Raw genomic sequence first — 25158 nt, forward strand, 5'->3', positions numbered from 1 at the left:
TCGGACTCGTTCTGCGTTTTGTGCAAACTTTCTAGGGGCAATTCGTCACCGTTGGGCCTCCGGATGAGTGTTTTCCCAAGAATCTTTGCTGATCCCGATTCTCCAGTGCCGGCGGGTCGGGGACCGGCGCGACATACCGGCGGTATTCGTTCGTGTGCCAGAATGAAGCGGGCCGCCCAGACCCGGAACACCTCGGTACTTCCGGCCCTGATCTGAAGGACAGCGTTGGTAAATCCGGTACACCTGAAGACACTCCTCGAAGTGACGCGGCTCGGCTCGTTTGCGGCGGCCGCCGCACGCCTGGGCTACACGGCATCGGCGGTGTCCCAGCAGATGTCCGCCCTTGAACGGGACACGGGCGTGGTTCTTTTCGAGCGCTCGGCCCGCAGTGTGGTTCCCACCGAAGCCGCCGAGGTGATGACCCGGCACGCCGCCAAGGTGCTCACGGACATCGAGGCGCTGATGGCCGCCGCTTCGAAAACGCAGGACAGCACCAGCCAGGAACTGAGGCTGGGAATCTTTCCCAGCCTGGCCACCTACGTCCTGCCCCGGATCCTTAAGAACCCTGCGTGGAAGAACCTGGGAATCGACCTGCGGGTCTCAGTGGCGGAACCGTCCCAGACCATCCAGGGACTGCGCACCGGCGGGGAGCTGGATGTGGCGCTGGTCTTCCAGGTGGGCCAGTCCGGGCTGGCCTGGCCGCACACCATCAACCGGCAGTGGATCGGGGACGACAACTTCCGCGTTGTGCTTCCTGCCGGCTGGGGGTTCCGCTCCGACGCCAAGGTCGCCGCGGACCACTTGTCCGAGATGCCGTGGATCATGCACCATCCAGGAAGCCCCGACGCCATGGTGATCGAGCGGCTCTTCGCCAGCTGCAACCTGCACCCGCGGGTAGTGGCCTACAGTGACGATTTCCATGCCAGCCTGGAGATGGCGGCCGGCGGACTGGGCGCCGCGCTGGTGCCTGAGCTCGCGCTGCGGCACCGCCCGGCCGGGGTGGTGGTGCTGGATGTTCCGGAGATCAGGCTGGCCCGCAACGTTTTTGCGCTTCTGATCAACGAGAAGAAAACGGCACGCGTGCAGCTGTTCGTGGACCTGCTGGCCGAAACATTCGCGGGCCTGGGGACAACAGGCAATTAGAGCCGAATGCTTGGAACGGACCGCTTGACGGGTCTATGTTGAAGATATGAACAGGGTAGCGAGCCAGCACTTTGGAGAAATCGAGCTCAACCACGGCGAGGATCACAACATCGCCGCCAAACATGAGCTGGGTGGCACCACTCTGGAACTCGACCTGAATATCAACGCGCATGACCATTTTGACGAAGCGGCCATGCACAAGGTGGACTACCGGCTCCGCTACCTCCCCGAGCTCGTTGACGAGGTCCGGGACATGATCGCCGAAGAACTCGAGCAGGAGGGCACCAGCCCGCAGGAGTATCTCCGCTTCCACTGCAACGCCCTGAAGGATGAGCACCTCAAGAAGGTCTTCGGCGTCGAGGACCGCAGCGAACTGACCAATGCGGTGTTCCTGAAAGCCCTGAAACTCGGCCACGTCGGCATCTATCCCGGCCAGCCGGAGCGCTACTTCGTCCTTGATTTCACGCTGGGCTCGCACTTCACGGACGAGGTCCTGGTGGTATCTGCCGACGAGGACGGCGTGGTCGACGACGAAATCCTCTGGGAATCCTGACCCTGCCGGTGGTTGAGCCTGTCGAAACCTGGATCTCGACAAGCTCGATCACCGATTCTCTTAAAGCCCGACGGCGGCCGGTCACCTGAGGTGACCGGCCGCCGTTGTTAGCTCGGTGGTTGAGCTTGTCGAAACCTTACTTGGCCGCCTGCAGCAGGCTGGCGCGGACCGTCTTGGTGGCCTTGACCAGGTTGCGCAGGGACTCTTCGGTCTCGGCGTAGCCGCGGGTCTTCAGGCCGCAGTCCGGGTTGACCCAGAGCTGGCGGGACGGGACGTGCTTGACAGCGGTGCTGAGCAGTTCGGTGACTTCCTGCTCGCCCGGGACGCGCGGCGAGTGGATGTCGTAGACGCCCGGGCCCACGCCGCGGCCGAAGCCGTGGGTCTCGAGGTCGTGGACAACCTCCATGCGTGAACGTGCGGCCTCGATGGAGGTCACGTCGGCGTCCAGTCCGTCGATGGCGTCGATGATGGCGCCGAATTCGGAGTAGCACAGGTGGGTGTGGATCTGGGTGGCGTCGGCAGCACCGGCGGTGGAGAGGCGGAACGAGTTCACGGACCAGTCCAGGTAGGAGGCCTGGTCGGCCTTGCGCAGCGGCAGGAGCTCGCGGAGGGCGGGCTCGTCCACCTGGATGACCTTGATTCCGGCGGCTTCGAGGTCGGCGATCTCGTCGCGCAGTGCCAGGCCAACCTGGTTGGCGGTCTCGCCCAGCGGCTGGTCGTCGCGGACGAAGGACCAGGCCAGGATGGTGACCGGGCCGGTAAGCATGCCCTTCATCGGCTTGTTGGTCAGGGACTGTGCGTACTTGGCCCACTCAACCGTGATGGGGGCGCTGCGCGTGACGTCGCCCCAGAGGATGGACGGACGCGTGCAGCGGGAGCCGTAGGACTGGACCCAGCCGTGGACCGTGACGTCGAAACCTTCGAGGTTCTCGGCGAAGTACTGGACCATGTCGTTGCGCTCGGGCTCGCCGTGCACCAGGACGTCGTAGCCGAGCTCTTCCTGCAGCTCCACAACGCGCTTGATCTCATCCTTCATGAGCTGCTCGTACTGCTCGTTGGTGAGGTCGCCCTTGTTGTTGCGGGCACGGGCCGAACGGATCTCGGAGGTCTGCGGGAAGGAGCCGATGGTGGTGGTGGGCAGCGGCGGCAGGTGCAGCGCCTCTTCCTGGGCGGCTTCGCGGACCGAGTACTCGGAGCGGTTGAAGTCGGCCGGGGTCAGCGCTGCGGTGCGTGCCCGGACGTCGGCGCGCTGGACGCCTTCGGCAGCGGCGCGGTTGGCGATGATGCGGGTGGCCTCATCGATGGCCGGCTGCACGGCGGCCGCGTCGGTCAGGACACCGGCCAGCGTAACAACTTCAACGGCCTTCTGGTCAGCGAAGGCCAGCCAGCTGCGGAGCTGCTCGGACAGCTGAACCTCTTCGTCAACGTCGTGCGGGACGTGCTGGGTGGAAGTGGAGGTGCTGATGGCCAGCTTGGCCACGGACTTCTTCAGCTCGGCGATCTTGTCCGCAGATGCCTGCAGGTCGTTCCGCCAGATGTTGTGGCCGTCCACGACGCCGGCAACCAGGGTCTTGTTGCCCAGTGCTGCAAGTGCGGCTGCGGAGGGGACGGCGCCCTTGAAGACGTCGATGTGCAGGGCGTCGATGTTGGTGGCTGCGAGGGTTCCGAGCTGGCCGTTCAGCGCTCCGTAAGGGGTGGAGACGAACAGCTGCGGGCGGGCGGCAACTGCGGACAGGACCTCGTAGCTGCGGGCGACGGCGGCCTGGATCTCCTCGGCAGAGGTGTCCTGGTCAACCACCAGGGCAGGCTCGTCCAGCTGGACCCAGCTGGCGCCGGCTGCGGCCAGCTTCTCCAGCAGGGCGGCGTAGACCGGCAGGACGTCCTCGAGGCGGGACAGCGGGCTGAAGCCGGCGGGGGCGTCGTCGGAAGCCTTGCTCAGGAGCAGGAACGTGACCGGACCCACGATGTACGGGCGGGTTTCCACACCGTTGGCGAGGGCGTATTCGAATTCCTCAACGATGCGGTTGGAGGTCAGCGCGAAGTTGGTCTCCGGGCCGATTTCCGGCACGAGGTAGTGGTAGTTCGTGTCGAACCACTTGGTCATTTCCAGCGGCTGCTCGTCCTTGGTGCCGCGGGCCAGGGTGAAGTAGCCGTCGATGTCGAGCTGGCCTTCGGCGTTGAGCAGGTTGCCGAAGCGGGCCGGCACGGCACCGAGGTGGGCGGCGGCGTCGAGGACCTGGTCGTAGTAGGAGAAGGTGCCCGGTACGGCGGCTGCTTCGGTCAGGCCCAGGCCCTGGAGGCGCTTGGCGGTGCCCAGCTGGATCTCCTTGGCGGCGGTGTCAAGGGCTGCGGCGTCGATTTTGCCGGCCCAGTAGGCCTCGATGGCCTTCTTCAGTTCGCGGCGGCGGCCGATGCGCGGGTAGCCGAGAATCGAGGCAGACGGGAAGGGAGTGATCTGTTCAGTCATGGAAATTCCTTAAAGTGTGTGGGGCTGTGCCTTTGAGGGCAGGGCAGTTGGTCTGAAAGTTGGGGGTCAGCTGGCAAGCTGGCGCCGCGCGATGGCGCTGCGGCGGCTGGCTGAGCGTGAGTGGCGCGGAAGTGCCAGTTTGTCCAGCACTTCCAGCGCGCTCTGGTGTTCGTTGAAGGTGTACAGGTGGATGCCGGGCGCACCGGCTTCCAGCGCCGCATTGGCGAGGTCCACCGTGGCGCGGACACCGATCCGAAGCCGTTCGGCGTCGTTGTCGGCTGCGGCGAGGCGTTCCAGGAGTTCCGGGGCAGGCTCGACGCCGGCCAGCTCCGCAAGCCGTATGACGCGGCGCAGGCTGGTGAGCGGCATCACGCCGGGGATGATCGGGATGGTGACCCCGGCGCGGCGGGCCCGGGTGACCAGGTCTGCGTACTGCTCGGAGTGGAAGAAGACCTGGGTGATGGCGAAGTCCGCGCCGGAGCGCTGCTTGGCCAGCAGCACCTCGATGTCGTGTTCCTCGCTGGGCGACTCAGGGTGCTTCGTGGGGTACGCCGCTACACCGACGGCGATTTTTCCGGCACACAGCAGGGCTGAACGCCGCTGCTCCACACGGCGAATGAGGTCGATCAGGTCCTGCGCGTAGGCCAGCGAGCCTGCGGCCGGCTGTGCGCCGTCCTTGGGCTGGTCACCGCGCAGGGCCAGGATCCCGCGTACGCCGGTGTCCAGCAGTTCCCCGATGATCTCCGCCAGTTCCTGCGGTGTGTTGCCGACGCAGGTCAGGTGGGCCAGGGGCCGCAGGGTGGTTTCCTGGACCAGCCGATGGACGAGTTCGAGGGCAGTGTCCCGGTTGGAGCCGCTGGCACCATAGGTCACGGCAACGTAGTCGGGGTCGGTGGTCTCGAGCTCACGGATGGTGTTCCAGAGGGACTCTGCAGCAGCCGGCGAACGCGGCGGGAAGAGCTCATAGGAAAGTGCCACCGGGGCGGCGTCTGTGAGGTTCGGATGGTGGTCAATAAGGCTTGGTGGTGACATTTGCGTCCTTGGCTTTGAACCATTGGCGGCAACCTGCGTCAGCTGTTGTGACACTATTGCCGTCAATGAATTGAGTTTGGGGAACACGGAAGGAACTCCACTAGGACGCAGTCGCGACTGTTACGCCTGGAATGAAGTTGTCCGTGAGCAAATGTCAGGCCCACATGGGGGCACCCACACCCTCCATAACGGAGGATCGCTGACACGTTACCGCGGTAACTTGTTTAGAACTCTAGGAGCCCTGCGGGAAGCGTTCAAGTTCGCCACCGAATTAAGACGCAGCTTTACGCTGTATTTCTTGGCGCCACAGAATTTTGTTCGCTGCCGTGGCGGCTACCAGGGCTTGTCGGGTCCCGAGCTGTAATCGCCGTCCCGCAGGTATTCGTCGCGTTCCTGCCCGTTGTTGCGTTCCAGCTGGGAGTTCCGGGCGCTCTCGTTGAGCTGCTCGAGCTGGGTCTGGCGCTGCGGGTCCGCTTCTGGAGACTCACCTTGGCCTTCGGGCTGTTGCGCTTCGCCTTTGCCGGCCTTGGCGTCCCCGGATTTCTGCCGGAGGCGGGCCTCGGCCTGCTCCAGCTTCTCCCCCGCGTCCCGGGCACCGTCCGGTGCCGCAGACTGGCCGGCGGCGGCCAGGCAGCCTTCGGGCGCCCCGTCCACCACGGCCAGCCCCTCGGCGAACAGCTTTCCCGCCGCCGTCGCGTCCTTCGCCGCCAGCCGGGCATCACCAAGCTGTTCGATGCTGAGCACAAGATTGACGCGGATGACGCACTCATCGTCCGGTCCGGTGAGTGTGAGGGCCTCTTCGAAGTGCGCCCTCGCTGCCTCGAAGTCGCCGGCCAGGACCCGCGCGCCACCCTCCGCGAAAGGTGCCTTGTGCGGTTCGATGACATTGACAGCCCGCAGCCCCAACGCCGCAGAGCCGACGACGTCGGCGTCCCGGGTCTCAAAACCCGTGGCGGCCTGGCCCGCGAGGACACCGAGGCTGAGCAGCTTGGCGGACAGGCAGAGCACCAACAGCACGGGCAGCGCTGACCAGAGCAGGAGGAGCCGCCGTCGCCGGCGTAATACGGCCGGCTGCGGTGAATGATCAGGATTCATTTCGAGGCCCCCTGCGCAGGCCGGCGGTCGCGGCCGGACCGCGGACTTGCCGGCCCGGCATGACTCAGCGGCCGGAGTTCCCGCAACTGCCGCAGTACCAGCACCGCTTCCCTGAGGGCCAGCGCGAACGCCCCGGCCGCCAGGATCCAATACAGTTCCGTCCGTCCTTCGAGGCTGCCGTCCCCTTCCCCGCGCTGCAGGGAGCCGGGATCGGCGTCCTGAAGCATCGGCGCGGCCGCGTCCCCAGCCGAGCGGTGCACATAAGGCACGCCCAGGTCGTCGGCGATCTTCCGGAGCTGGTCTTCGTCGATGAGGGAGAGTGCGTCCCGTCCGGCACCGCCGCTGCGGTCCGGGATGTAGCCGGCGTCTTCGTCGGGGCCGGGCCCGGTGTTGTCCTTCATCCGTCCCCCCTCGGCTGTCCCGTAGCCCAGGACTGCTCCCCCGGTGACCAGGCCCGCGTCCATCCGCATCGGTGCCGGGGCTTTTCCGCTGGTCTGTTCCCCGTCTCCGAGATAGAAGACGATCCGGGGCCGCTCCGGGTGGGCCTCGCGTGCCGCCCGGAGCCGCCCATCCAGGACCTTGGCCGCCACGGTGACGCTGCTTCCCTTGGAGTAGGCGGCCACCTGGGGTTCCAGCACGGTGACCAGGGTGTCCAGTGCCGATGTGTCGGTGGTCAGCGGCATGCGGACGGCAGTGTTGGTGTCAAAGGTGATCAGCGAAAAGCGCGCACCGGCCAGCTCTTCGGCGATGGCCATAATGTCCGCCCGTGCTCCCTCCAGCCGCGGCCGGGAGTCCCCGTAGTCCTCGGCGGCGATGCTGCTGGTGGTGTCCACCACGAAGAAAACGTTCAGGTCCGCCGTCGCCGCCTGGGCGCTTCCGCCCGGGATTCCCGGCCGGAGTGCCGCTCCAATAACGAGCAGCGCCAGAAGGCCGCGGAGCAGCCAGTCGCGGCCTAACCCTGGCCCCCCGCCGGGGTGTTGCAGGGCCCTGACGAGCTGCCAACCGAGGAACACCACGACGGCGGTGACCAGCGGCAGCATGATCCATGCCGGCAGGACGGGTTGGATCGTCATGGCCGCAGCCGCCAGGTCGCGCCGGCCAGCACCAGGCCGGACAGCAGGGCCGCCGTCAGGGGAACGTCCGGCCGGTCCGTGACCACGGCACGGGGTGCGCCCTGGATGGCGGCTGCCTCTGTTGCCTGGACGTCCCGGACGATGCCCGCCACGGCGTCGGGACTGTCCAGCGGATAGTAGGCACCGCCGGTGGCTTCCGCCGCGGCCCTGAGCAGGGCACCCGGCTGTCCGGCGGCGGTGCCGTAGTCGAAGTCGCCCGGGTTCAGGGCGTAGACGCGGACGTCCCGTTCCTGGGCCAGGACTCCCGCCTGGTCCAGGGTGAAGATCGGATCGCCGGACAGGAAGTTGTCCGTTGCCAGCACCACCGACCGCGAGCGCGGTGCCCCGTCCTGCGCCGCTGTCCCATCCTGGGCCGTGCCGTCCGTGGCGGGGAAGCTCTCCACGCAGCTGGCCAGTCCGTCCCCGATCAGGGAGGAGCCGCGGCCGTTCCAGGTGCCGTCCAGGAAACCCGAACTGCCGGGTTCCCCGTTGAAGGCATCCTTGGCCATTTCCAGCTGCTCCTGGACATAGCTGTAGTCATCGGTCAGGGGAAAGACCTGGACCGCGCTGCTGTCGAAAATGGTGAGCCCGATCCGCTCACCGTCGAACTCGGCGGCCAGTTTGGCGAAGACGTCCACTACTGCGGCGTCCGCGCTGCTCATGGACCCGGACGCGTCCAGGCACAGGACGATGTCCCGGTTGTGCTGCTCGGGCCGGATAGTGGCCAGGTTCACGGGCCGGGCAGCTGCCACGGCCGCGGAGACCAGCAGCGTCACGGCGGCGAGCGCCGCGACGGCGAGCCAGCGGCGGTACCGGCGGACGGCGGCCTGGTACTCGGGCAGGGAGGTGAGGCGGTCCGCGTTGGCCACGGGCCGCCGTCGTGCGTTCCCCTGCGCGCCCCTCCGGAACACGAACCAGCCAGCACAAGCTGCCGCGGCCGCGGCGACGGGGAGCAGCCACCAGTACATCAGCTCCATGAGCGCACCGCCTGCCGCGCCGTTTCAGCGGACCGGGCCAACGGGGGCAGCGGTTCCGCGCCGAACTCTCCGGGGTACAGCTTGCCCACCGCGTTGGCCGCGGCAGGCAGCGGATGGCTGTCCAGCTCGGCCAGGGTCATCCTGGGCGCGTCAACGCCGGTAACGTCGCGGGCGAATTTCCGGACCAGCAGGCTCAGCTCCTGGTGGGACGCCCGGGTTGTCATGCGTCCGGCAGCGGATTCGGCCTCGACGGCGTCGATCCGCAGCAAGTATGCCTCCTTGAGGCTCTGGATGTCCGACGGCGGCGTGAACCGCGGGAGTGCCGCCGGCACAGGACGTTTACGGGTGCTGAGGAAAACCAAGAGGTACCAGCCCAGGACAAGGGCCAGCAGCCCGATGCCGGCCCACATCCACAGCTGGCTGTACTGGAGCGGCCCGTAGAACCCCGCGTTATCCTGCACGCCGGTGCCGTTCGAGCAGGGCGAAGAGTTCGGTCATAACGTCGTGGCTGTTGGCCACGTGGCCTTCGGAGATCCCCACCCTGCGCAGCATGGCATGCCGGCCTGCGTCCCGTTCCGCCGTTGCTGTTTCGTATGCCGTTGCCACTGCCGGTGACGCCGCGATCCGGCCCAGCAGCGGCGCGGCGTCCGCCACACTGAAGGCGTCCGGGGAGTGGGTGGCGCCGGAGAGTTCGGCGTCCCGGATGGTGAGCCACAGAACCTCATGCTGCGCCCGGAGCCTGCGGAGCAGTTGCTCCAGGCCTGGGCTGGCCGCCAGTTCGTCCGTAACGACAAACAGCAGCTTCCGTCCCTTGACGGTGTGCGCCACATGGTGGAGCTGCTCCTCCAGCCGGCTGGGCCCGCTGCCCAGGCCCGTACTGGAGTCAACCTCCTGCAGCAGCCGCTCCAGGTGGGCCTCGCCTGCCTTGGCCGGGAGGGTGCGGGAGCCATTGGCATCGCCGCAGACCAGTCCCACCACGTCTCCGTGCCGGTGCGCCAGGTAGCCCATCACGCCGAGGACCATCACGGCGATGTCCTTCTTGGTTTCACCGTCACGGGACTCGGCCGCCATGTTCCGGCCAGTATCGGCGACCAGCATGAGGGTTTGCCGCCGCACCGCGACGTACCTCTTGATGAGCGGGGAGCCGTGACGGGCGGACGCCTTCCAGTCGATGTCCCGGACCTCGTCCCCCGGCACGTACGCCCGGAGGTCGTCAAAGTCGAGGCTGCGGCCGCGGAACACGGATCCGTACTCGCCGTCGAGGATGCCGCGGGCTTTCCGGTGGGCGAAGATGGACATCTTCGACTTGACGCGTAGGAGGAGGCTGGTCACGGCGGGCTCAGGGTGTCTGGACGGACGCCACGATGGCATCGATGACGGTCTCCACCTGCACCTGTTCGGCCACGGCCTCGAAGTTCAGGATCAGCCGGTGCCGCAGCACGCGGTGCGCGAGCGACTTCACGTCCTCGGGGATCACGTGGTCCCGGCCGTTGATGAGCGCCACCGCCCGCGCTGCCTGGCTGAAGGCGATGCTGGCCCGGGGGCTGGCGCCGAATTCGATGAAGCCTGCCAGCCGCCGGTCAATGTACTGTCCCGCGTTCCGGGTCACGAACACCAGGCCCACGATGTAGTTGATGATGGCCGGATCTATGTAGATGCGCTTCACCAGCTCCTGGACGCCCACCACGGCGTCCAGTGACGCGGCGGCCGCCGGAACCTGCTCCGGGGTGAAGATCCCGGCGTCGATGCGGCGGATGATCTCCGCTTCCTCTGCCGGTGAGGGATAGTCCAGGACGTCCTTGAGCATGAACCGGTCCATTTGGGCTTCGGGCAGCTGGTAGGTGCCTTCCTGCTCAATCGGGTTCTGCGTCGCAAGGACCAGGAACGGCGACGGGAGCTTGTACTCCACACCGCCGATGGACGTCTGCCGCTCCTGCATGGCCTCCAGCATGGCGCTCTGGGTCTTGGCGCTGGAGCGGTTGATTTCGTCGAGGAGGACGATGTTGGCGTGCACCGGCCCCAGCTGGGTGACGAAGGTGCCCTTGGCGGCGTCGTAGATCTGCGTGCCCACGATGTCGCTGGGCAGCAGGTCCGGGGTGCACTGGATCCGGCGGAACTCGGCGCTGACAGCTTCAGCCACCGTCTGGGCGGCTGTGGTCTTGGCCAGGCCGGGGACGCTCTCCAGCAGGATGTGGCCCCCGGTCAGGAGGCCCACCAGCAGCGATTCCCGCAACCGGACCTGCCCCACCATCTTTGCGTCGAAGCTGCGGGAGATGTTGGCCACCACCTCCTGCGCGCGGGCCAGTTCCGCAGGTTCGATTCGCGCGGATGTAGTGGTCTGAAGCACTGGTGTTCCCCCTGATGGCCGGTACGGACGGCGATTGCCTGCTGGCAGCCCTCCGCCCGCCATCCTATCCAAGCCAACCGCGGCAGCCCGTGCAATGGGGACCCCTCCCCATGGGTGGCACTGCAGGTCTATCCTGTTGCAATGAGTGAGCTTCCAGCCAGTTACAAGCAGTTCCTCGCCGACAAGAGCGAGAGCTTCGTCCTTGCCGTCAAGCCTGTGCTGCAGCAGTCTGCTGCGGACCAGCTGCATGGCGTCCGGGTCACCTACAACGTGGGTCCCACCGGCCACCAGGCCCACCTCGACGACAGCATCCCGTTCGGAGTGGTGGTCGAGGACATCGACTGAGGGCCAGGCACCGGGAGCCACCGGCTGCCGGAGCCTATGCAGCGTTCCTGCCCGGCACTACTATGTGGCATATACGCCACGTGTGGTCTCACGCCCGTTGTCCGGTACCCGCGGACTGAAACGGTCGGCTCCGCCCAGCTCGGGCCTTGGCACCGGACTTGCGCCGGAACTCCGGGTGCTAGGAGTCCGCTATGGGCGATGGCAGATTTGCAGCAGTCGCAGTGGCCAGTGCGGCCTTGATTCTTGGATCGCTTCCTGGGCTGAGCGTGTGGCAGACGGCCTCACCACCGCTGCAGGCGGCGCCCGCCGTCGTCGTTGATGGAGAAGCTTCGGCGCTGGCAGCGGTAATACCGGCAGTTCCCGGACAGCTCCATGTGACCACGGCGGGTGACTATTCCACGAGTGCGGCCGCCGCCGGTGTCCTGGCGAGGATCGGTACTATCGCGCCCGACCTCCATTTTGCGCTCGGTGACCTGTCGTACGGGGCCACAGGCGCGGAACAGTCGTGGTGCGATCTCGTGACTTCAAATGCGGGTGCCGGATTTCCGTTCGAACTCGTGTCCGGAAACCATGAAAGCAACGGCCAAAACGGAAACATCAACGACTTTGCCGCTTGCCTGCCAAATCAATTGCCAGGGCTGATCGGCACCTACGGCCGCCAATACTATGTGGACGTCCCTCAGCAGGACCCCGTAGCCAGGTTCATCATGATATCTCCTGGCATTCCCTTCACCGACGCGACCTGGAACTACTCAGCCGGCAGCACACGCTACAACTGGACGTCTGCAGCCATCGATGGCGCCAGGACTGCAGCCATCCCCTGGGTCGTTGTCGGCATGCACACGCCGTGCCTGTCCATAGGGCAGTACAGTTGCGTGGCCGGGGCCGACATCACCAACCTGATGGTCACTAAGAAGGTGGACCTGGTGATGAACGGCCACGAGCACATCTATCAGCGCAGCAAGCAACTCTCCACCGGGACCGGATGCACCGGGCTCACCCCAGACACCTACGACGCCGACTGTGTGCGCGACGCCGACAACACGATCTCCAAAGGCGCCGGAACCGTCTTCACCACGGTGGGCACCGGCGGAGTGGCCTTGAGGGATGTCAACACCGGCGATCCGGAAGCCCCCTATTTCGCCGCCTACTCGGGGCTCAATGCCAGCCCAAGCCACGGCCTGCTGGACCTGCAGTTCACAGCGACCTCGCTGACGGGACGATTCATAGCCACCGCCGGCAGCTTCCAGGATGATTTCAGCATCACCCCCGGCACCGGGAACGCCTCACCTGTCGCTTCCTTCACCAGCAGCTGCACTGCGCTGGCGTGCAGTTTTGACGGCTCCGCATCCTCGGATCCGGACGGAACCATAACGTCCCATGCGTGGGACTTCGGTGACGGATCCGCCGGCAACGGTGCGACCGCGTCACGGACCTATGCGACTGCCGGAACCTATACTGTCACGCTGACAGTGACCGACAACGCCGGCGCCACGGCTTCGACCGTCAGGCAGGTGACTGTCGGCGCCACACCTCTGCTGGCCTCCGACGCCTTCGACAGGACAGTCGTCAACGGGCTTGGCTCCGCAGACATAGGCGGGCCCTGGACATTTACCGGCAGTTCCTCCGCCTACTCCGTCTCTGGAGGGACAGGCCGGATCCGCATCTCAGCCCCGTCTGTCGGCAACAATGCGTACCTTGGCTCCGTCTCGTCGACGGCCACGGACCTGTACCTGGTAGTGGCCACGGACAAGCCTGCGACCGGCAGCGGGCTCTACGTCTCGGTTAGTGGGCGACGGATTTCCGGCATCGGCGAATACCGGGCCAAATTGAGCCTTACGTCAACGGGGAGTGTCAACCTCACGCTGGTGCGTACTTCGGCAAACGGGGCCGAAACAACCATCGCCACCGGCGCGGCCATCCCTGGACTGAACTACGCTGTTGGCGACCGGCTGGGCATCCGGCTGCAGGTCACCGGCACAAGCCCCACCACTGTCCGTGCGCGCGTCTGGGAGCTCGGTACCGCAGAGCCGTCCTCGTGGCAACGTACGGTTACTGACTCGACGGCGGCTTTGCAGGCGGCGGGCAGCATCGGGGTCATGACGTACCTCTCCGGCTCAGCGACGAACGCGCCCATAACTGTGCTGCTGGACGACGTCCGCGCGGCCGCGCCCTAGCCCCGGTCTGGCATGGGCGGCACCCGCGCTGACGGCCGTGCGGGTTCAACCCTTCACGGCTCCTGACAACGCGAAGGAACTGCCGGCGCCCCGCGCCACGATGACGTACAGGGCCAGGACCGGAACTGAATAGAGGATGGAGAACGCGGCCAGCTGGCCGTAGGCCACTGCGCCGTGCTGTCCGAAGAAGCTGAAGATGGAAACCGCCGCGGGCTGCCTCGCCTCGGACAGCAACAGGACGAACGGGACAAAGAAGTTTCCCCACGCCTGGATGAAGACAAAGATGAAGACCACGCCCAGGCCCTGGCGCATCAGGGGCAGGACGATGGTGCGCAGGGCAACCATCGCCGAGGCGCCGTCCACCCAGGCCGCCTCCTCGAGGGAGACAGGCACCCCGTCCATAAAGTTCTTGGTCATCCAGATGGCCATCGGGAGCGTGGTGGTGGCCATAAAGAAGACCGTCGCCGGCATGGAGTCCAGCAGTTCAAGCTGGACGAAGAGCCCGTAGACGGGCACCATGATCGCCGTGATGGGCAGGCAGGTGCCGAACAGGACCGCGTAAAGGAACGGCCCGTTAAACCTGGACCGGTACCGGGACAGGGGGTACGCCGCCAGCACCGCCACCACGAGGTTCACCGCCGCCGTTCCGGCGGAGAGAACAAGGCTGTTCCACAGCGGCTGGAACAGCAGGCCTGGCGTCATCACCGCGGCAAAGTTGTCCAGCGACACCTTGCCGGGAACCCGCGTCTGGTGCCCCGCCCCCGCATCAAGGGACGCAAACACCAGCCACAGCAACGGCAGCAGGAAACATGCCCCGATCAGCAGCAGGGCGGCGTCGGCAGGAAGCCGGGCACGCCGCTGGCCAGGGGACGGCCCGAGGTGCCGCGGGGCGGGTGCCGCCGTCGTCATGGTTTGCCCTGGCGGAGAAGGCGGACGTAGGCCGCGCCGAAAGCCGCCCCGATGAGGATCAGCACGGACGCCACGGCCGTGCCGTAGCCGATGTCGCCGAATTTGAAGGCCTCGACGTAGGCCAGTACCGGGAGGGTTGTGCTGGCGTTCGACGGTCCGCCGGCGGTCATGACCCAGACGAGCGTGAAGACGGCCAGGGTCTGAAGCGTGATGAGCATCAGGTTGGTGGCGATGCTGCCGCGGATCATCGGGAGCGTGATGAACGCCAGCCGCTGCCACGCGCCGGCACCGTCCATCAGCGCGGCCTCCGTCACGTCGGCGGGGACGTCGTCGAGGGCGGCGCGGTACACCAGCATGGAAAAGGCGGTGCCGCGCCAGACGTTGGCCAGCATGATCGCCACCATGGGAAACGCGTACAGCCAGTCCGGCTGGCCAAGGCCCAGCCAGCCGAGCAGCTGGTTCAGCGTTCCGTCGCGGCTGAAGTACGCGTAGGCGGCGAACGCCGCCACGATCTCGGGGAGCACCCAGGCGGCCACCACCGCAGTTCCGACGGCGGCGGCAACAGGCTTGCGCGCCTGCCTCATCAGGACCGCGATGGTGAGTCCGAGCAGGTTCTGCCCAAGAATGGCGGACCCGCCGACGAAGAGGACCGTGAGGCCCAGCGAGAGCGGCAGGACCGGGTCCGTGAACAGCCGCTGGTAGTTCTCCAGCCCCACCCAGCCCGGGTTGCGTGCGTTGCGTCCGGTCAGCGCGGCGTTGGTGAAGGAGGCGTGGAACGCCCACAGCACGGGGCCGGCCAGGAACACCAGCAGGAGCAGGACTGCAGGGACCACCGGCAGCAGGCGTGCCCGGCGCCTGAACGCGGCCTGCGTCCGCGGCGTGGGCTGCGGACGGCTGCCGGGAAGTACCGGCACAGCCTACTTCCGGACGGTCTTGTCGCCGCCCACAATGCCTGCCACCGCGGCGTCGTAGTCCGTGGCTGCCTGTTCCGGCGACTTCGCGCCGGTAATCACTGCTTCCGTGGCTTCCTGCACGGCGGCCGAGATCCGCGGGTAGTCGGCGGTTGCAGGCCGGTAATGCGTCACGGAAACCAGCTCGGAGACGTCCTTCACGAACGGGTTTGCCGCCTGGTAGCCGGCGTCGGATGCGACGTCCCCGCGGACCGCAATCTGGGAACTGGCGATGTTGAACGTCAGCGAGTTCTTCTGGTTAAGCGCGGTGCCCAGGAACTTGAAGGCCAGGCCCGGGTCCTTGGTGCCGGCGCCCACCGCCAGGGTCCATCCCCCGGACATGCTGACCCCGCCGGGTGCCTGGCCGTCCTTCGTGGGGAACGCGGCCACGCCCATGTCGGTGCCGTATTCCGGCCATTCGTAGCTGCCGCCCTTCTGCCAGAACGACGGCGAGTAGGAACCTTCCACGGTGGCTCCCATCTTCCCTTGCGGAAGCCATTCCCCGAAGACTTTCTTCCACACGTTCGCGTCAAGGGCCTCGGCCGGAGAGACGGCGAGCTGCTCGTCGTAGAGGGTCTTGAGGAACGCCAGGGAATCCGTGAACCCGTCCGAGCCAACCACCCATTTCTTGGCGTCGGCGTCGTACAGTTCATCGCCGGTTCCGTACAGCAGCTCATAGAAGCTCTGCATCACGGTACCTTCACCGGTGGCTTTGCCCGCATACATGTTGAACGGCACCACCGTGGGGTCGCTGGCCTTGATCTTCCTGGCGGTGTCCAGGATGTCCTGCCAGGTTTTTGGCTCCCACGGGAGGTTGACGCCTGCGGCGGCGAGGACTTTTTTGTTGTACCAGATGGCCCGTGTGTCGGTGCCCAGCGGGACCGCGTATGTGCCGCCGTCGTCCCCCAGCCCTGCGGCCTTGGCGGCGTCGTCGAAGGTGTCCCAGTCCTTCCATTCCGCAAGGTGCCCGTCCAGTTTCAGGAGGTAGCCGGCGTCCGCATCAGAGCGGACCTTGAAGGTGTCCTCGTAAAAGACGTCCGGCGCGGTCGACGCGGACCTGAGCGCGAGGGCCAGTTTGGTTCCGTAGTCGTCGTCGTTCGCCTGAATGGGCTGCAGCTCGACGGTGACGCCGGCGTTGGCGGCCTCGAACTCGGCCTTCGCAGACTTGAACAGGTCATCCAGTGCCGCGAAGGAATCGGTTTTCTGGTAGACCACCTTCAGGGTCTTGGCCTGGTCGGCGGGTGCCGCCGGGGAACAGGCACACAGCGCCAGGGCTGCGGCAGCGATCAGGGAGGTAACGCTCAGGGCCCGGCGACGCATGGTGCTCCATTCAGTAAATGGCTGCAGTCCCTTTTGTCTGCGGGCCCCCAGCCGCGGCGATATCCAAATGCTAGATGGGCACCTTGCCGCGGGCAAGGCGCCGCGGGTTCAGCTCTCCAGCAGGAGGCGCTGCGCCCGGGGTGCCAGGGTATGTTCCAGGACCAGGCAGGCGGCACCGACGGCGCCCACGTCCTCCCCTACTCCGGTTCCCACTACTTCGATGGTGTGGATGAGCCGCGCGGCACTGTTGGCGTCCAGGAGCGCGGGAATCTTCTCCAGGTACCGCTCGGACAGCCGGCTCCAGTATGGTCCGCCAAAAACTACGCGCTCCACGTCCAGCGTGTTGGTCACGACTGACACGGCCCGGGCCACGAGCACCGCCGACTTGTCGATGATGGCGAGCGCCTGCTCGTTCCCCTCATCGGCGAGGTCGCAGAGCCTGGAGAAGCTCTGCTGGACAACGGCGCCGCTGTTGTCTGGACGGGAGCCGTCAAGGATGCCTGCGGCTTCGGCTTCGGCCACCAGTACCTGCGGGATGGCCGAGGACTTCACGCAGCCGTGCAGTCCGCAGTCACAGAGGGGGCCGCCGGGGTCCACCACGATGTGCCCGATTTCGCCGGCGTTGCCTGACGTGCCACGGACCACCTCGTCGTTGAGCACGATGCCGCAGCCGATGCCGGTTCCCATGTACATAAAAATGAAGCTGCCGGCGCCGCTGGGGCCGCCGGCCCACGTTTCGGCGACGGCGGCGCTGGTCACGTCCTTGTCCACCAGGACGGAAAAGCCGGTGGCTTCGGTCAGGGCGTTGCGGAGTTCAACCCTGTCCCAGCCGGGCAGCAGCGGCGGATCTACAACAGTGCCGTTGTCAAGGTCGATCGGGCCGGGGGCGGCCACGCCCAGGCCGGCGATCTTGGCGGTGTCCACGCCGGAATCGGTGACCAGTTGCTCGATCTCCGCGGCAATGGTTGAAATCACGGCAGCAGGATCGTTCCCGCCCGGCGTCTTGATCCGGGAGTGTTGCACCACAGCGCCCACCAGGTCCAGCACCACGAACGTTGTCACGGCCGGGTCAAGGTGGACGCCGATCGCGTACATGCCCGAGGGGTTCAGGCGGAGGATGGTGCGCGGCTTGCCTGGGCCGCTGCCTTCCTTGCCGGCTTCGACGATCAGGTGCTGGTCCAGCAGGCGGCGGGAGATGTTGGAAATCGTCTGCGGGGAGAGTCCCACGATCTGGGCGAGTTCCACCCGGCTGAGGCCACCGGAGGACCTGCGGATGGCGTCAAGGATGACCGTGAGGTTGAAGTCCCCCATCCGCGGCAGGTTGGTGCCGCGCCTGGGCGATGGCTGCCGGATCTCGGACACGGATTCCCCTAAACGTTTTCGGCCACTAAATGATGTCTGAATGGTACGTTACCCCTTGTCATCCGCCCATATGTGGAGGCAAGGGCGCGGCGCGGCCATGCCTACCCGCCGGCCGCTTCGTGGAGACGGCAACCGTGAACTTGGGGTTTTGGCCCTTGACGGTGGTGGGGCCCACCAGGCGTTCCAGTGCGGGCAGGTAGTTCAGGTGCCGGTTGAAGACGGTCCAGAGCTGGCCGGCCGGGGCGAGGACCCTGCCTGCCGCCTCGAACATCTTGATTCCGGCGCCGGCGTGGACGGTCGCGCCAAGGTGGAAGGGCGGATTCAGGAGGATAAGGTCAGCACTGCCGTCGGGCAGGGTGCTCATCGCGTCGTCCTGCAGGACGCTCACCCGGTCAGCGAGGCCGTTGGCTGTTGCTGTGCCCCAGGCGGACGCGACGGCGGCGGCTGACTGGTCTGTGGCCGTGACCAGGGAACCGGGGTTCTGCCGGGCGTACATGGCGGCCAGGATCCCGGTGCCGCAGCCGAGGTCCACGGCGTGCCGGGCGGCGGGCATGCCGGGCAGGAACGTCAGCAGGAACCTCGTGCCGATGTCCAGTTTCGCCCCCGCGAATACGGCTCCGTGCGCGGCAACGTCCAGGTTGAGCTCGGCCAGGTGCGCCAGCGCGGGAACAGGCTCAGGCCCTGGGGCCTCGCTGGCGTCCGTGGCCATAATGACGCGGGACTTCTGCCGGGCAAGCTGCGGCTGGACGGTAGCGAAATGCCGTTCAAGAACGGCGTTCATGCCCAGGGACATGTGCTTGACCCGCCCGCCGGCCAGCAGCACCGCCCCGGGCGCTGCGTGCCGTGCCACGGCGGCGGCGATGTGGTCGAGTTCGGCCAGCGTCTTGGGCAGCTGAAGCAGGACGACGTCTGCGCCGGTGAGCAGGTCCTTGCCCAGCGGCAGTTGTTCGAACTTGGGCCCGGTTCCCACGTACGGCGGCGCAGTGTCCGGCCCGCCGGCGGCGGCGTTGTTCCGGAGTGCACGCTCGCCCGTGATGAGGTCCTGGTGGACGCGCACCGTATTGATTCCGAGGGCGGCCAGGGCACCCAGCGTGAGGGCTCCGTAGCGGTCCCCGATGACGGCCACGCTGGTGTCCGCAAGCACGTGGTCCGCCGCGGCTTCCAGGAGAAGCCTGTCCGTGGCATCCCACGCCTGCAGGTTGGGCGCCTCAACGTCCGGGTGCCGCCGGAGCGCCCCGAAGACGTCCTCAAGACTGTTCTGTGCCACTGGCCGGTGCCGCCTTTTTGTTCGATGCTGCTGGGGAATTGGATACTGCGGGGGACGTTGGGGGTTGTATGCCCGGCAGCTTCAGGATGGCCGCCACGGCAGCCCGGCCGGCCCGGTTCGCGCCGATGGTGGACGACGACGGCCCGTAGCCCACCAGGTGGACCCGCGGCTCCGCGGCCACCTGCGTGCCGTCCATGGCGATGCCGCCGCCCGGCCCCCGGAGGTGCAGCGGGGCGAGGTGTTCGAGCTCGGCCCGGAACCCGGTGGCCCAGAGGATGACATCGGCGGCGAGAAGCGTGCCGTCCGCCAGGCGGACGCCTTCGGGCTCGATGGACGTGAACATGGGACGGCGGTCCAGCGCTCCCCTCCGTGCCGCGGCCCGCAGCGCGGGCGTCCAGATCAGTCCGGTGACGGCCACCACGCTCTGCGGCGGCAGGCCCTGGCGTACCCGCTCTTCCACGAGGGCCACCGCGTTGTGCCCGGCCTGGGCGTCGAACCCGGCGTCCCTCCAATCGGGTTCCCTGCGGGTGAACCAGCTGGTGCTGGTCACCTGCGAGATTTCGTCGAGGAGTCCGACGGCGGAAATCCCTCCGCCGACGACGATGACGTGCCGGCCGAGGAACTCCTCGGCGGCGACGTAATCAGCGACATGCAGCTGCCTGCCACGGAAGGTGGACTGCCCCGGGTAGATGGGCCAGAACGGCCGGGTCCACGTGCCGGTGGCGTTGATGACCGCCCTCGCGGACCATCCGCCGTCGGACGTGGCGATGCCCAGCCGGCCGCCGGGATCGGCGTCTCCCCTGCTGACGGCGGTGACTTTGACGGGCCTCCTGATGGCCAGCCCGAGGTCGCGTTCGTAGCCGGCGAAGTAGCGCTCCAGGAACTCGGAGCTGGGTTCCGCCGGGTTCACGTCGGGCTTCGCGATGCCGGGGAGATCGCTGATGCCGTTGACCGTGGCCATCAGCAGGCTCTTCCAGCGGTGCCGCCAGGCACCTCCCGGGCCGTCCTCGGCGTCGAACACGGCGTACGTGCCGGCACCACCGGCACCGGCAGGCGCGAGGCCCCGTCGTTGCAGGTGATAGGCGGCCGAGAGCCCGGCCTGCCCTGCACCGATCACCGCAACATCCACCAACTGCTTCTCCATGGCAGTTCCGGCTAGGCCTTCTTCACTACTGAGGATTTGAGCTGCATGGGACCCACCCCGTCCACTTTGCAGTCGATGTCGTGGTCCCCCACCCCGTCCATCAGCCGGATGCCGCGCACTTTGGTGCCTACCTTGATCACAGTGGAGCTGCCCTTGATCTTCAGGTCCTTGATGACGGTGACAGTGTCGCCGTCGGCCAGGACGTTGCCTACCGCGTCCTTGATTACGCGCGCATCCGTTCCTGCCGCGTCCTCAGCGGCTTCGGGGGACCATTCGTTGCCGCACTCCGGGCAGACCAGGAGGGCGCCCATCTCGTAGGCATACGGACTGGAGCATACGGGGCACAAGGCGAGGGTGTCGGTCACCTCCCAATGATAATCGCGGCTCCGGCTCTCACCGTTCGCGCAAAATTTCGCCGGTAATCGCTGACAGGCGCCCTGCGCGGCCGTACTGTTGGCGCAAGGCGGAAGAGAGGCGACCATCATGACAAACACCACAGCAGCATCCCGGCTGGCCACAGCGCTGGGCATCGTCCTGGGGACGGCGGAGATCCCGCTCCGGCTGCGGGCCTGGGACGGATCCGAGGCAGGGCCGGCTGACGCGCCCGTCCTGGAGTTCCGCAACCGCCGCGCCCTGCGGCGCATCCTGTGGTCGCCGGGGCAGCTTGGCCTGAGCCGTGCCTATGTGTCCGGTGACATTGATTCGCCGGGAGACATCTTCGCGGCGTTCACCGCCCTCAGTTCCGCGGGAAAGTTCGCCGAGCCCGGACCGTTCAAGCCCCTCACCCCTGCTGAAGTCTGGACGTTGCTGACAACCGCCGTCAGGTTGGGGGCCCTGGGGCCCAACCCTGCCCCTCCGCCCGAGGAGGCCCGCGTCCAGCGGACGGGGCGCATGCACTCCAAGCGGCGGGACGCCGCCGCGATCTCGCACCACTACGACGTCGGCAACGACTTCTACTCATTGGTGCTGGGCCCGTCCCTGGTCTACTCCTGCGCTGTCTGGGGAAGCAGCCTCGGCTCGGATTCATCAGGCACTGGTGCCGGGGACGGCTCCCCTGACAGCCTGGTGTCAGGGCTCGACTCCGCCCAGGAAGCCAAGCTGGACCTGGTCTGCCGCAAACTGGGGCTCCAACCGGGTATGAGGGTGCTGGACGTCGGCTGCGGTTGGGGCAGTTTCGCACTCCACGCCGCGGAGCGCTACGGCGTCAGCGTTGTGGGGGTGACGCTCTCCACCGAACAGGCCATGCTGGCGCGTAAGCGGGCAGCCGACGCCGGCCTGACGGAGAAAATCGATATCCGGGTCCAGGACTACCGCGACGTGAATGACGGTCCCTTCGATGCGATCAGTTCCATCGGAATGTCCGAGCATGTGGGCCGCGAACAGACCCCGCACTACGTTTCCCGGCTGTACAGCCTGCTGCGGCCGGGCGGGCGGCTGCTGAACCACGCCATCTCCTGGAACGCCGGGCCCACCAGCCCGGACCCGGACTCCTTTATCCCGCGCTATGTTTTCCCGGACGGCGAAATGATCAGCCTGGGCGAGATGGTGTCTGCCCTGGAGGCGGGGGGCCTGGAAATCCTCGACGTCGATGCCTTGCGCCGGCACTATGCGCTGACCCTGCGTGCGTGGGTTCGGCGGCTTGAGGCCAACTGGGATGAGGCCGTGAAGCTCACCAGCATGGGGCGGGCGAGGGTGTGGCGGCTGTACATGGCCTCAAGCGCCCTCGGCTTCGAGGCGGGGATTACAGGAGTGAACCAGGTCCTGGTGCAACGCCCGGGCGGTGCGGAGCCGCCCCTGCGCCGGTCTGACTGGATCTGATCCTTCGCCGCGTGGGAAATACCGCCGGCGGCGGGAACCAAAAAAGCCACCCGGACCGGGTGGCTTTTTTGTGTTTGGTGGAGCTGAGGGGACTCGAACCCCTGACCCCCTGCATGCCATGCAGGTGCGCTACCAGCTGCGCCACAGCCCCAAACTTCAGTTTCCGCTGAACTCTCGTTCGCGGAAGCAACCTGATCAGCTTAATGCAGAATTGCCGTGGACGCCAATCGGACGGGGCGTGTCCGCCGCAGGCACTCCCGGGACGAGTCTTGTGGGCTGGCCCTACGCATTCCGGCACGGGAAACAAAGCCCCCGGAAACAAAAAAAATCCGCCGGAATCTTTCGATTCCGGCGGATCATCCGGTGGAGCTGAGGGGACTCGAACCCCTGACCCCCTGCATGCCATGCAGGTGCGCTACCAGCTGCGCCACAGCCCCAGATTTCTTCGCTATTCCGGTGTTTCCCCGAAGCAACTCAAATATCTTAGAACAGCATTTCCGAAAATTCCAAATCGGGCATATTCGGCCTGCCGGTACTGCTTTCCGCTGCAGTTTTTAGGCTGATCTACTCTGCTTCGGAAACTGCGGGCGCCTTGGCCGATGTGTCGTCGCCCAGCTGCAGGTCAACCACGGGGCAATCCTTCCACAGGCGCTCCAGGGCGTAGAAAACGCGGTCTTCCTCGTGCTGGACGTGGATGACGATGTCGGAGTAGTCGAGCAGGACCCAGCGGCCGCCCGACCGGCCCTCCCGGCGCACGGGGCGGAGGTCCTGCTTCGACAGCTCCTCTTCGATGCCGTCAACGATGGCGTTGACCTGGCGTTCGCTCGGTGCCGAGGCAATGAGGAACACGTCGGCAAGCGCCAGGCGCTCACTGACATCCAGGGCCACAATGTCCTGGGCGATCTTGTCCGCGGCTGCTTTGGCAGCGTGGCGGGCTGTGGCGATGGATGAATTTGATGCAGTCACGGGACTCCTTGTTGTTTTCAAAAACTATGGTTGGTGGCCGCAGCCAGGTCAGCGGGTGATGCCGCTGATAATGAGCATGACCCCGGAAATCAGGGCAACGATCCCGAAGGCGAGGACGCAGAACTGAATCATCCGCATCCTCTTTGCGCGGGCGAGCCCTGCGGTTGCCGCGTCGAGCGGCTCCAGTCCGTAGGCGGAGCTTGCCGGAATACGGGGCAGGTCATCAAAAAGATCCTCCGACTGCCCGGCCGTTTCAGCCGGGTTGAAGATCACAGGCTTCGGCCGGGAGGCAGCCTTGGCCGCGGCCTCCGCCCTGGCAATGACCCGGGAGCGGCCGCTGGCCGCCGGGGCGTCGCCGGCCCCTGCTGTCCGCTGCACGTCAGCCGGACGCCGGCCTTTGCCGGGTGACGGCTGGACTTTCGGCCCGGGGTTGGTGAGGACCGGCACGTAGGACGTCGCCGGGGGCTTCATAACGGGCCGGTCAATGCCAGGAACCTGGACGAACTCCAGCGGAGTGACCATGGCAAGGTTGCTGGCTGTTGACGGGGCGGCGCGCGGGGCGGCGTCCGCTGCCGGCGGGGCGGCCTGTTCTGCCAGTTTCTGCTTGGCCATGGCGCGGCGGTTCAGCACCGCTGCACGCTCGGCCAGGGCAATCTGCTCGGCAAGGATTTCCGGATCCACGGCCTCCGGGTCCAACGAGGCGATGTGTTCCATCTTGGCCAGCTGGTTCTTGGCCTGTTCGGCGATCAGGGTCCTGGCCGCCAGGGCCTGCTCAACGCTCATGCCCTTCGGGACATGCGGACTGCCTGGCGATGCGGGGGCCGTCCGGGGCTTGGCAGACTTTGGCGCAGCATTCTTGGGCAAAACCGCGGGCTGCTGTGCCGGCGCGGCCGGACCCTTGGGTCCACCTTCGGCAGGCGGCGCCGGGGCCACCACCGGGTTGGCGGAGGTCACGGCCTGCTCCTTGAGCTGCTGGAGCCGAAGCTGCCGGCGCGTGGGCGGTCCCCCGGCCGCCAGCTGTTCTTCTTTTTCTTCAAGTTCCTTGATGGCGCGCAGTGCAGCCCGGTCCCGGGCCCGGATCTGGGACGATCGCTGGGCGTGTGCCTGGTCAGCGGCAGGGGTTGCCGGAGGTTGTTTCGAGGCAGGCGAAACCGGGCCCGGACCCGTGGATCCGTTAGCCTGCTTCTCATCTCTGGCCCGCCGAAGTTCGCGGCGGCTGCGGACGGGGGGCTGTTCCTGACTCATTGAGAACTCATTCAGTACTGGCTGGTTCGTCTGTTTCGGTTATTCGTAAACCCTTGGCGGCGACACCCTCGGCGTACAGTCCATATTTAGCGATGTACTGCACCACACCGTCCGGCACGAGGTACCAGACAGGGTTGTTCTGGGCCACCCTGGCACGGCAGTCCGTGGACGAGATGGCCATGGCCGGGACCTCGAGGAGGCTGACGTCTTTCCTGCCCATGCCATCGAGCACGTGCCCGGGCCTCGTCACGCCGACAAAATGCGCGAGCGACCACAGCTCGTCGATGTCCTTCCACGACAGGATCTGCGCCAGCGCGTCGGCGCCGGTGATGAAGAACAGGTCAGCGTCCGGACGCTGGGTCCGAAGGTCACGCAAGGTATCAATGGTATACGTTGGACCGGGACGGTCCACATCCACGCGACTGACGGTAAAACGCGGGTTGGATGCCGTGGCGATCACCGTCATCAGGTAACGGTGCTCTGGCTCGCTGACCTGCTTATGGGTCTTCTGCCACGGCTGGCCCGTAGGAACAAACACCACTTCGTCCAGGCCGAACTTGGCGGCTACTTCACTCGCCGCGACCAGGTGGCCGTGATGGATGGGATCAAACGTCCCGCCCATCACGCCCAGCCGCAGCCGTCCTTCGGCACCCTGACGGTGCAAAACGCGTGAAATGTTAGTGGCCCTGGCCGTGGTCGTGCTTGTTCGGGTGCTGGCGGTGCGGATCGGCATGCTCTTCCGTGGCCGAGTGGCGGTTGCCAAGGTTGGAGTAGGACAGCGTGATGAACATCATCACCAGCAGGATGGCAAAAATGGCCACGCCGAAGACCCACGGTTCAGCCCACAGCGGGGCAAGTTCGTGTTCTTCGCCTTCGGCGATGGTCGTGGCTATCTGCTGGAGCAGCATGTTCTCCCCTAGGGTTCAAAG

24 protein-coding genes and 2 tRNA genes are annotated in these 25158 nt (G+C 66.5%); 5 read left to right on the forward strand and 21 right to left on the reverse strand.

The window, feature by feature from the left end:
- The first annotated feature begins 225 nt into the window (after positions 1-225).
- Both EYS21_RS10650 and EYS21_RS10655 read left to right on the forward strand, forming a co-directional pair.
- A complete protein-coding gene (locus tag EYS21_RS10650) occupies positions 226-1143 on the forward strand; it encodes a LysR family transcriptional regulator (RefSeq protein WP_131133165.1) in 918 nt (305 codons plus the stop codon).
- 46 nt (positions 1144-1189) lie between these two features.
- Complete coding sequence (locus EYS21_RS10655; RefSeq protein WP_131133166.1) at positions 1190-1696, forward strand: DUF2004 domain-containing protein; 507 nt, start codon at positions 1190-1192, stop codon at positions 1694-1696.
- Positions 1697-1832: 136 nt separating this feature from the next.
- Here the strand turns inward: EYS21_RS10655 and metE are convergent, their stop codons facing one another.
- The 8 genes from metE to EYS21_RS10695 form a co-directional block, all read right to left on the reverse strand.
- On the reverse strand, positions 1833-4163 hold the full coding sequence (gene metE / locus EYS21_RS10660) for a 5-methyltetrahydropteroyltriglutamate--homocysteine S-methyltransferase (RefSeq protein WP_131133167.1): 2331 nt from the start codon (positions 4161-4163) through the stop codon (positions 1833-1835).
- A gap of 66 nt (positions 4164-4229) precedes the next feature.
- Positions 4230-5195: a methylenetetrahydrofolate reductase gene (locus EYS21_RS10665; protein ID WP_131133168.1), complete on the reverse strand. Its 966-nt coding sequence runs from the start codon at positions 5193-5195 to the stop codon at positions 4230-4232.
- A gap of 333 nt (positions 5196-5528) precedes the next feature.
- Entirely contained in the window at positions 5529-6290 is a 762-nt protein-coding gene (locus EYS21_RS10670; protein WP_131133169.1) for a hypothetical protein, read from the reverse strand.
- Positions 6287-7363, reverse strand: coding sequence for a VWA domain-containing protein (locus EYS21_RS10675; protein WP_207307742.1), 1077 nt, complete (start codon positions 7361-7363; stop codon positions 6287-6289). The genes EYS21_RS10670 and EYS21_RS10675 overlap by 4 nt, the downstream gene beginning before the upstream one ends.
- Positions 7360-8379 carry a VWA domain-containing protein gene (locus EYS21_RS10680; RefSeq protein WP_131133171.1) on the reverse strand — a complete coding sequence of 340 codons (1020 nt, stop codon included), beginning with the start codon at positions 8377-8379 and terminating at the stop codon, positions 7360-7362. The genes EYS21_RS10675 and EYS21_RS10680 overlap by 4 nt, the downstream gene beginning before the upstream one ends.
- Positions 8370-8840 (reverse strand): hypothetical protein, encoded by a 471-nt coding sequence (locus EYS21_RS10685; protein WP_131133172.1) that lies wholly within the window; start codon positions 8838-8840, stop codon positions 8370-8372. The genes EYS21_RS10680 and EYS21_RS10685 overlap by 10 nt, the downstream gene beginning before the upstream one ends.
- Positions 8830-9711, reverse strand: a complete 882-nt coding sequence (locus tag EYS21_RS10690; RefSeq protein WP_131133173.1) for a DUF58 domain-containing protein — start codon at positions 9709-9711, stop codon at positions 8830-8832. The genes EYS21_RS10685 and EYS21_RS10690 overlap by 11 nt, the downstream gene beginning before the upstream one ends.
- Before the next feature lie 7 nt (positions 9712-9718).
- A complete protein-coding gene (locus tag EYS21_RS10695) occupies positions 9719-10726 on the reverse strand; it encodes a MoxR family ATPase (RefSeq protein ID WP_131133174.1) in 1008 nt (335 codons plus the stop codon).
- A 141-nt stretch (positions 10727-10867) separates the two neighbouring features.
- Here EYS21_RS10695 and EYS21_RS10700 point away from each other — a divergent pair, with 141 nt between their 5' ends.
- The gene (locus EYS21_RS10700) at positions 10868-11071 is read left to right on the forward strand and encodes a hypothetical protein (protein WP_131133175.1); all 204 of its coding nucleotides are present in this window, start codon (positions 10868-10870) and stop codon (positions 11069-11071) included.
- 191 nt (positions 11072-11262) lie between these two features.
- Entirely contained in the window at positions 11263-13248 is a 1986-nt protein-coding gene (locus tag EYS21_RS23390; protein ID WP_165478292.1) for a PKD domain-containing protein, read from the forward strand.
- 45 nt (positions 13249-13293) lie between these two features.
- Here the strand turns inward: EYS21_RS23390 and EYS21_RS10710 are convergent, their stop codons facing one another.
- From EYS21_RS10710 to EYS21_RS23730, 7 genes are all read right to left on the reverse strand, one after another.
- Positions 13294-14157, reverse strand: coding sequence for a carbohydrate ABC transporter permease (locus tag EYS21_RS10710; RefSeq protein WP_131133176.1), 864 nt, complete (start codon positions 14155-14157; stop codon positions 13294-13296).
- Positions 14154-14999 (reverse strand): sugar ABC transporter permease, encoded by an 846-nt coding sequence (locus tag EYS21_RS10715; protein WP_242633384.1) that lies wholly within the window; start codon positions 14997-14999, stop codon positions 14154-14156. The genes EYS21_RS10710 and EYS21_RS10715 overlap by 4 nt, the downstream gene beginning before the upstream one ends.
- A 75-nt stretch (positions 15000-15074) precedes the next feature.
- Positions 15075-16427 carry an extracellular solute-binding protein gene (locus tag EYS21_RS10720; RefSeq protein WP_131133178.1) on the reverse strand — a complete coding sequence of 451 codons (1353 nt, stop codon included), beginning with the start codon at positions 16425-16427 and terminating at the stop codon, positions 15075-15077.
- 108 nt (positions 16428-16535) lie between these two features.
- Complete coding sequence (locus EYS21_RS10725; protein ID WP_131133282.1) at positions 16536-17738, reverse strand: ROK family transcriptional regulator; 1203 nt, start codon at positions 17736-17738, stop codon at positions 16536-16538.
- 109 nt (positions 17739-17847) lie between these two features.
- Positions 17848-19056 carry a class I SAM-dependent methyltransferase gene (locus tag EYS21_RS10730; protein WP_131133179.1) on the reverse strand — a complete coding sequence of 403 codons (1209 nt, stop codon included), beginning with the start codon at positions 19054-19056 and terminating at the stop codon, positions 17848-17850.
- A complete protein-coding gene (locus EYS21_RS10735; RefSeq protein ID WP_131133180.1) occupies positions 19037-20200 on the reverse strand; it encodes an NAD(P)-binding domain-containing protein in 1164 nt (387 codons plus the stop codon). The genes EYS21_RS10730 and EYS21_RS10735 overlap by 20 nt, the downstream gene beginning before the upstream one ends.
- 11 nt (positions 20201-20211) lie before the next feature.
- Positions 20212-20565, reverse strand: coding sequence for a zinc ribbon domain-containing protein YjdM (locus EYS21_RS23730; RefSeq protein ID WP_278184727.1), 354 nt, complete (start codon positions 20563-20565; stop codon positions 20212-20214).
- A gap of 118 nt (positions 20566-20683) precedes the next feature.
- On the opposite strand from EYS21_RS23730, the gene EYS21_RS10745 reads away from it, so the two are divergent.
- Positions 20684-22018, forward strand: a complete 1335-nt coding sequence (locus EYS21_RS10745) for a class I SAM-dependent methyltransferase (protein WP_131133181.1) — start codon at positions 20684-20686, stop codon at positions 22016-22018.
- Positions 22019-22093: 75 nt separating this feature from the next.
- On the opposite strand, the gene EYS21_RS10750 is transcribed toward EYS21_RS10745, so the two are convergent.
- The 6 genes from EYS21_RS10750 to EYS21_RS10775 form a co-directional block, all read right to left on the reverse strand.
- Positions 22094-22169: transfer RNA gene (locus EYS21_RS10750), tRNA-Ala, on the reverse strand.
- Between the two features lie 213 nt (positions 22170-22382).
- A tRNA-Ala gene (locus EYS21_RS10755) sits at positions 22383-22455 on the reverse strand.
- Between the two features lie 127 nt (positions 22456-22582).
- Positions 22583-22984: a ribosome silencing factor gene (gene rsfS, locus EYS21_RS10760; protein ID WP_131133182.1), complete on the reverse strand. Its 402-nt coding sequence runs from the start codon at positions 22982-22984 to the stop codon at positions 22583-22585.
- A 48-nt stretch (positions 22985-23032) separates the two neighbouring features.
- Positions 23033-24229 carry a hypothetical protein gene (locus EYS21_RS10765; protein ID WP_131133183.1) on the reverse strand — a complete coding sequence of 399 codons (1197 nt, stop codon included), beginning with the start codon at positions 24227-24229 and terminating at the stop codon, positions 23033-23035.
- A 7-nt stretch (positions 24230-24236) separates the two neighbouring features.
- The gene (gene nadD / locus EYS21_RS10770; protein WP_278184728.1) at positions 24237-24893 is read right to left on the reverse strand and encodes a nicotinate-nucleotide adenylyltransferase; all 657 of its coding nucleotides are present in this window, start codon (positions 24891-24893) and stop codon (positions 24237-24239) included.
- Positions 24894-24906: 13 nt separating this feature from the next.
- Complete coding sequence (locus EYS21_RS10775; protein WP_131133184.1) at positions 24907-25137, reverse strand: hypothetical protein; 231 nt, start codon at positions 25135-25137, stop codon at positions 24907-24909.
- Positions 25138-25158 lie beyond the last annotated feature (21 nt).

Origin of the sequence: Arthrobacter sp. S39 (assembly GCF_004320525.1) — a bacterium.
In the GTDB taxonomy this organism is placed as follows: domain Bacteria; phylum Actinomycetota; class Actinomycetes; order Actinomycetales; family Micrococcaceae; genus Arthrobacter.

Excerpts from the sequence above, each read along its gene's own strand:
- EYS21_RS10655 (WP_131133166.1), top strand. The coding sequence starts at position 1,190 with ATGAACAGGGTAGCGAGCCAGCACTTTGGAGAAATCGAGCTCAACCAC.
- metE (WP_131133167.1), bottom strand. The coding sequence starts at position 4,163 with ATGACTGAACAGATCACTCCCTTCCCGTCTGCCTCGATTCTCGGCTAC.
- EYS21_RS10665 (WP_131133168.1), bottom strand. The coding sequence starts at position 5,195 with ATGTCACCACCAAGCCTTATTGACCACCATCCGAACCTCACAGACGCC.
- EYS21_RS10670 (WP_131133169.1), bottom strand. The coding sequence starts at position 6,290 with ATGAATCCTGATCATTCACCGCAGCCGGCCGTATTACGCCGGCGACGG.
- EYS21_RS10675 (WP_207307742.1), bottom strand. The coding sequence starts at position 7,363 with ATGACGATCCAACCCGTCCTGCCGGCATGGATCATGCTGCCGCTGGTC.
- EYS21_RS10680 (WP_131133171.1), bottom strand. The coding sequence starts at position 8,379 with ATGGAGCTGATGTACTGGTGGCTGCTCCCCGTCGCCGCGGCCGCGGCA.
- EYS21_RS10700 (WP_131133175.1), top strand. The coding sequence starts at position 10,868 with ATGAGTGAGCTTCCAGCCAGTTACAAGCAGTTCCTCGCCGACAAGAGC.
- EYS21_RS23390 (WP_165478292.1), top strand. The coding sequence starts at position 11,263 with ATGGGCGATGGCAGATTTGCAGCAGTCGCAGTGGCCAGTGCGGCCTTG.
- EYS21_RS10710 (WP_131133176.1), bottom strand. The coding sequence starts at position 14,157 with ATGACGACGGCGGCACCCGCCCCGCGGCACCTCGGGCCGTCCCCTGGC.
- EYS21_RS10720 (WP_131133178.1), bottom strand. The coding sequence starts at position 16,427 with ATGCGTCGCCGGGCCCTGAGCGTTACCTCCCTGATCGCTGCCGCAGCC.
- EYS21_RS10725 (WP_131133282.1), bottom strand. The coding sequence starts at position 17,738 with ATGGGGGACTTCAACCTCACGGTCATCCTTGACGCCATCCGCAGGTCC.
- EYS21_RS10735 (WP_131133180.1), bottom strand. The coding sequence starts at position 20,200 with ATGGAGAAGCAGTTGGTGGATGTTGCGGTGATCGGTGCAGGGCAGGCC.
- EYS21_RS10745 (WP_131133181.1), top strand. The coding sequence starts at position 20,684 with ATGACAAACACCACAGCAGCATCCCGGCTGGCCACAGCGCTGGGCATC.
- EYS21_RS10765 (WP_131133183.1), bottom strand. The coding sequence starts at position 24,229 with ATGAGTCAGGAACAGCCCCCCGTCCGCAGCCGCCGCGAACTTCGGCGG.
- EYS21_RS10775 (WP_131133184.1), bottom strand. The coding sequence starts at position 25,137 with ATGCTGCTCCAGCAGATAGCCACGACCATCGCCGAAGGCGAAGAACAC.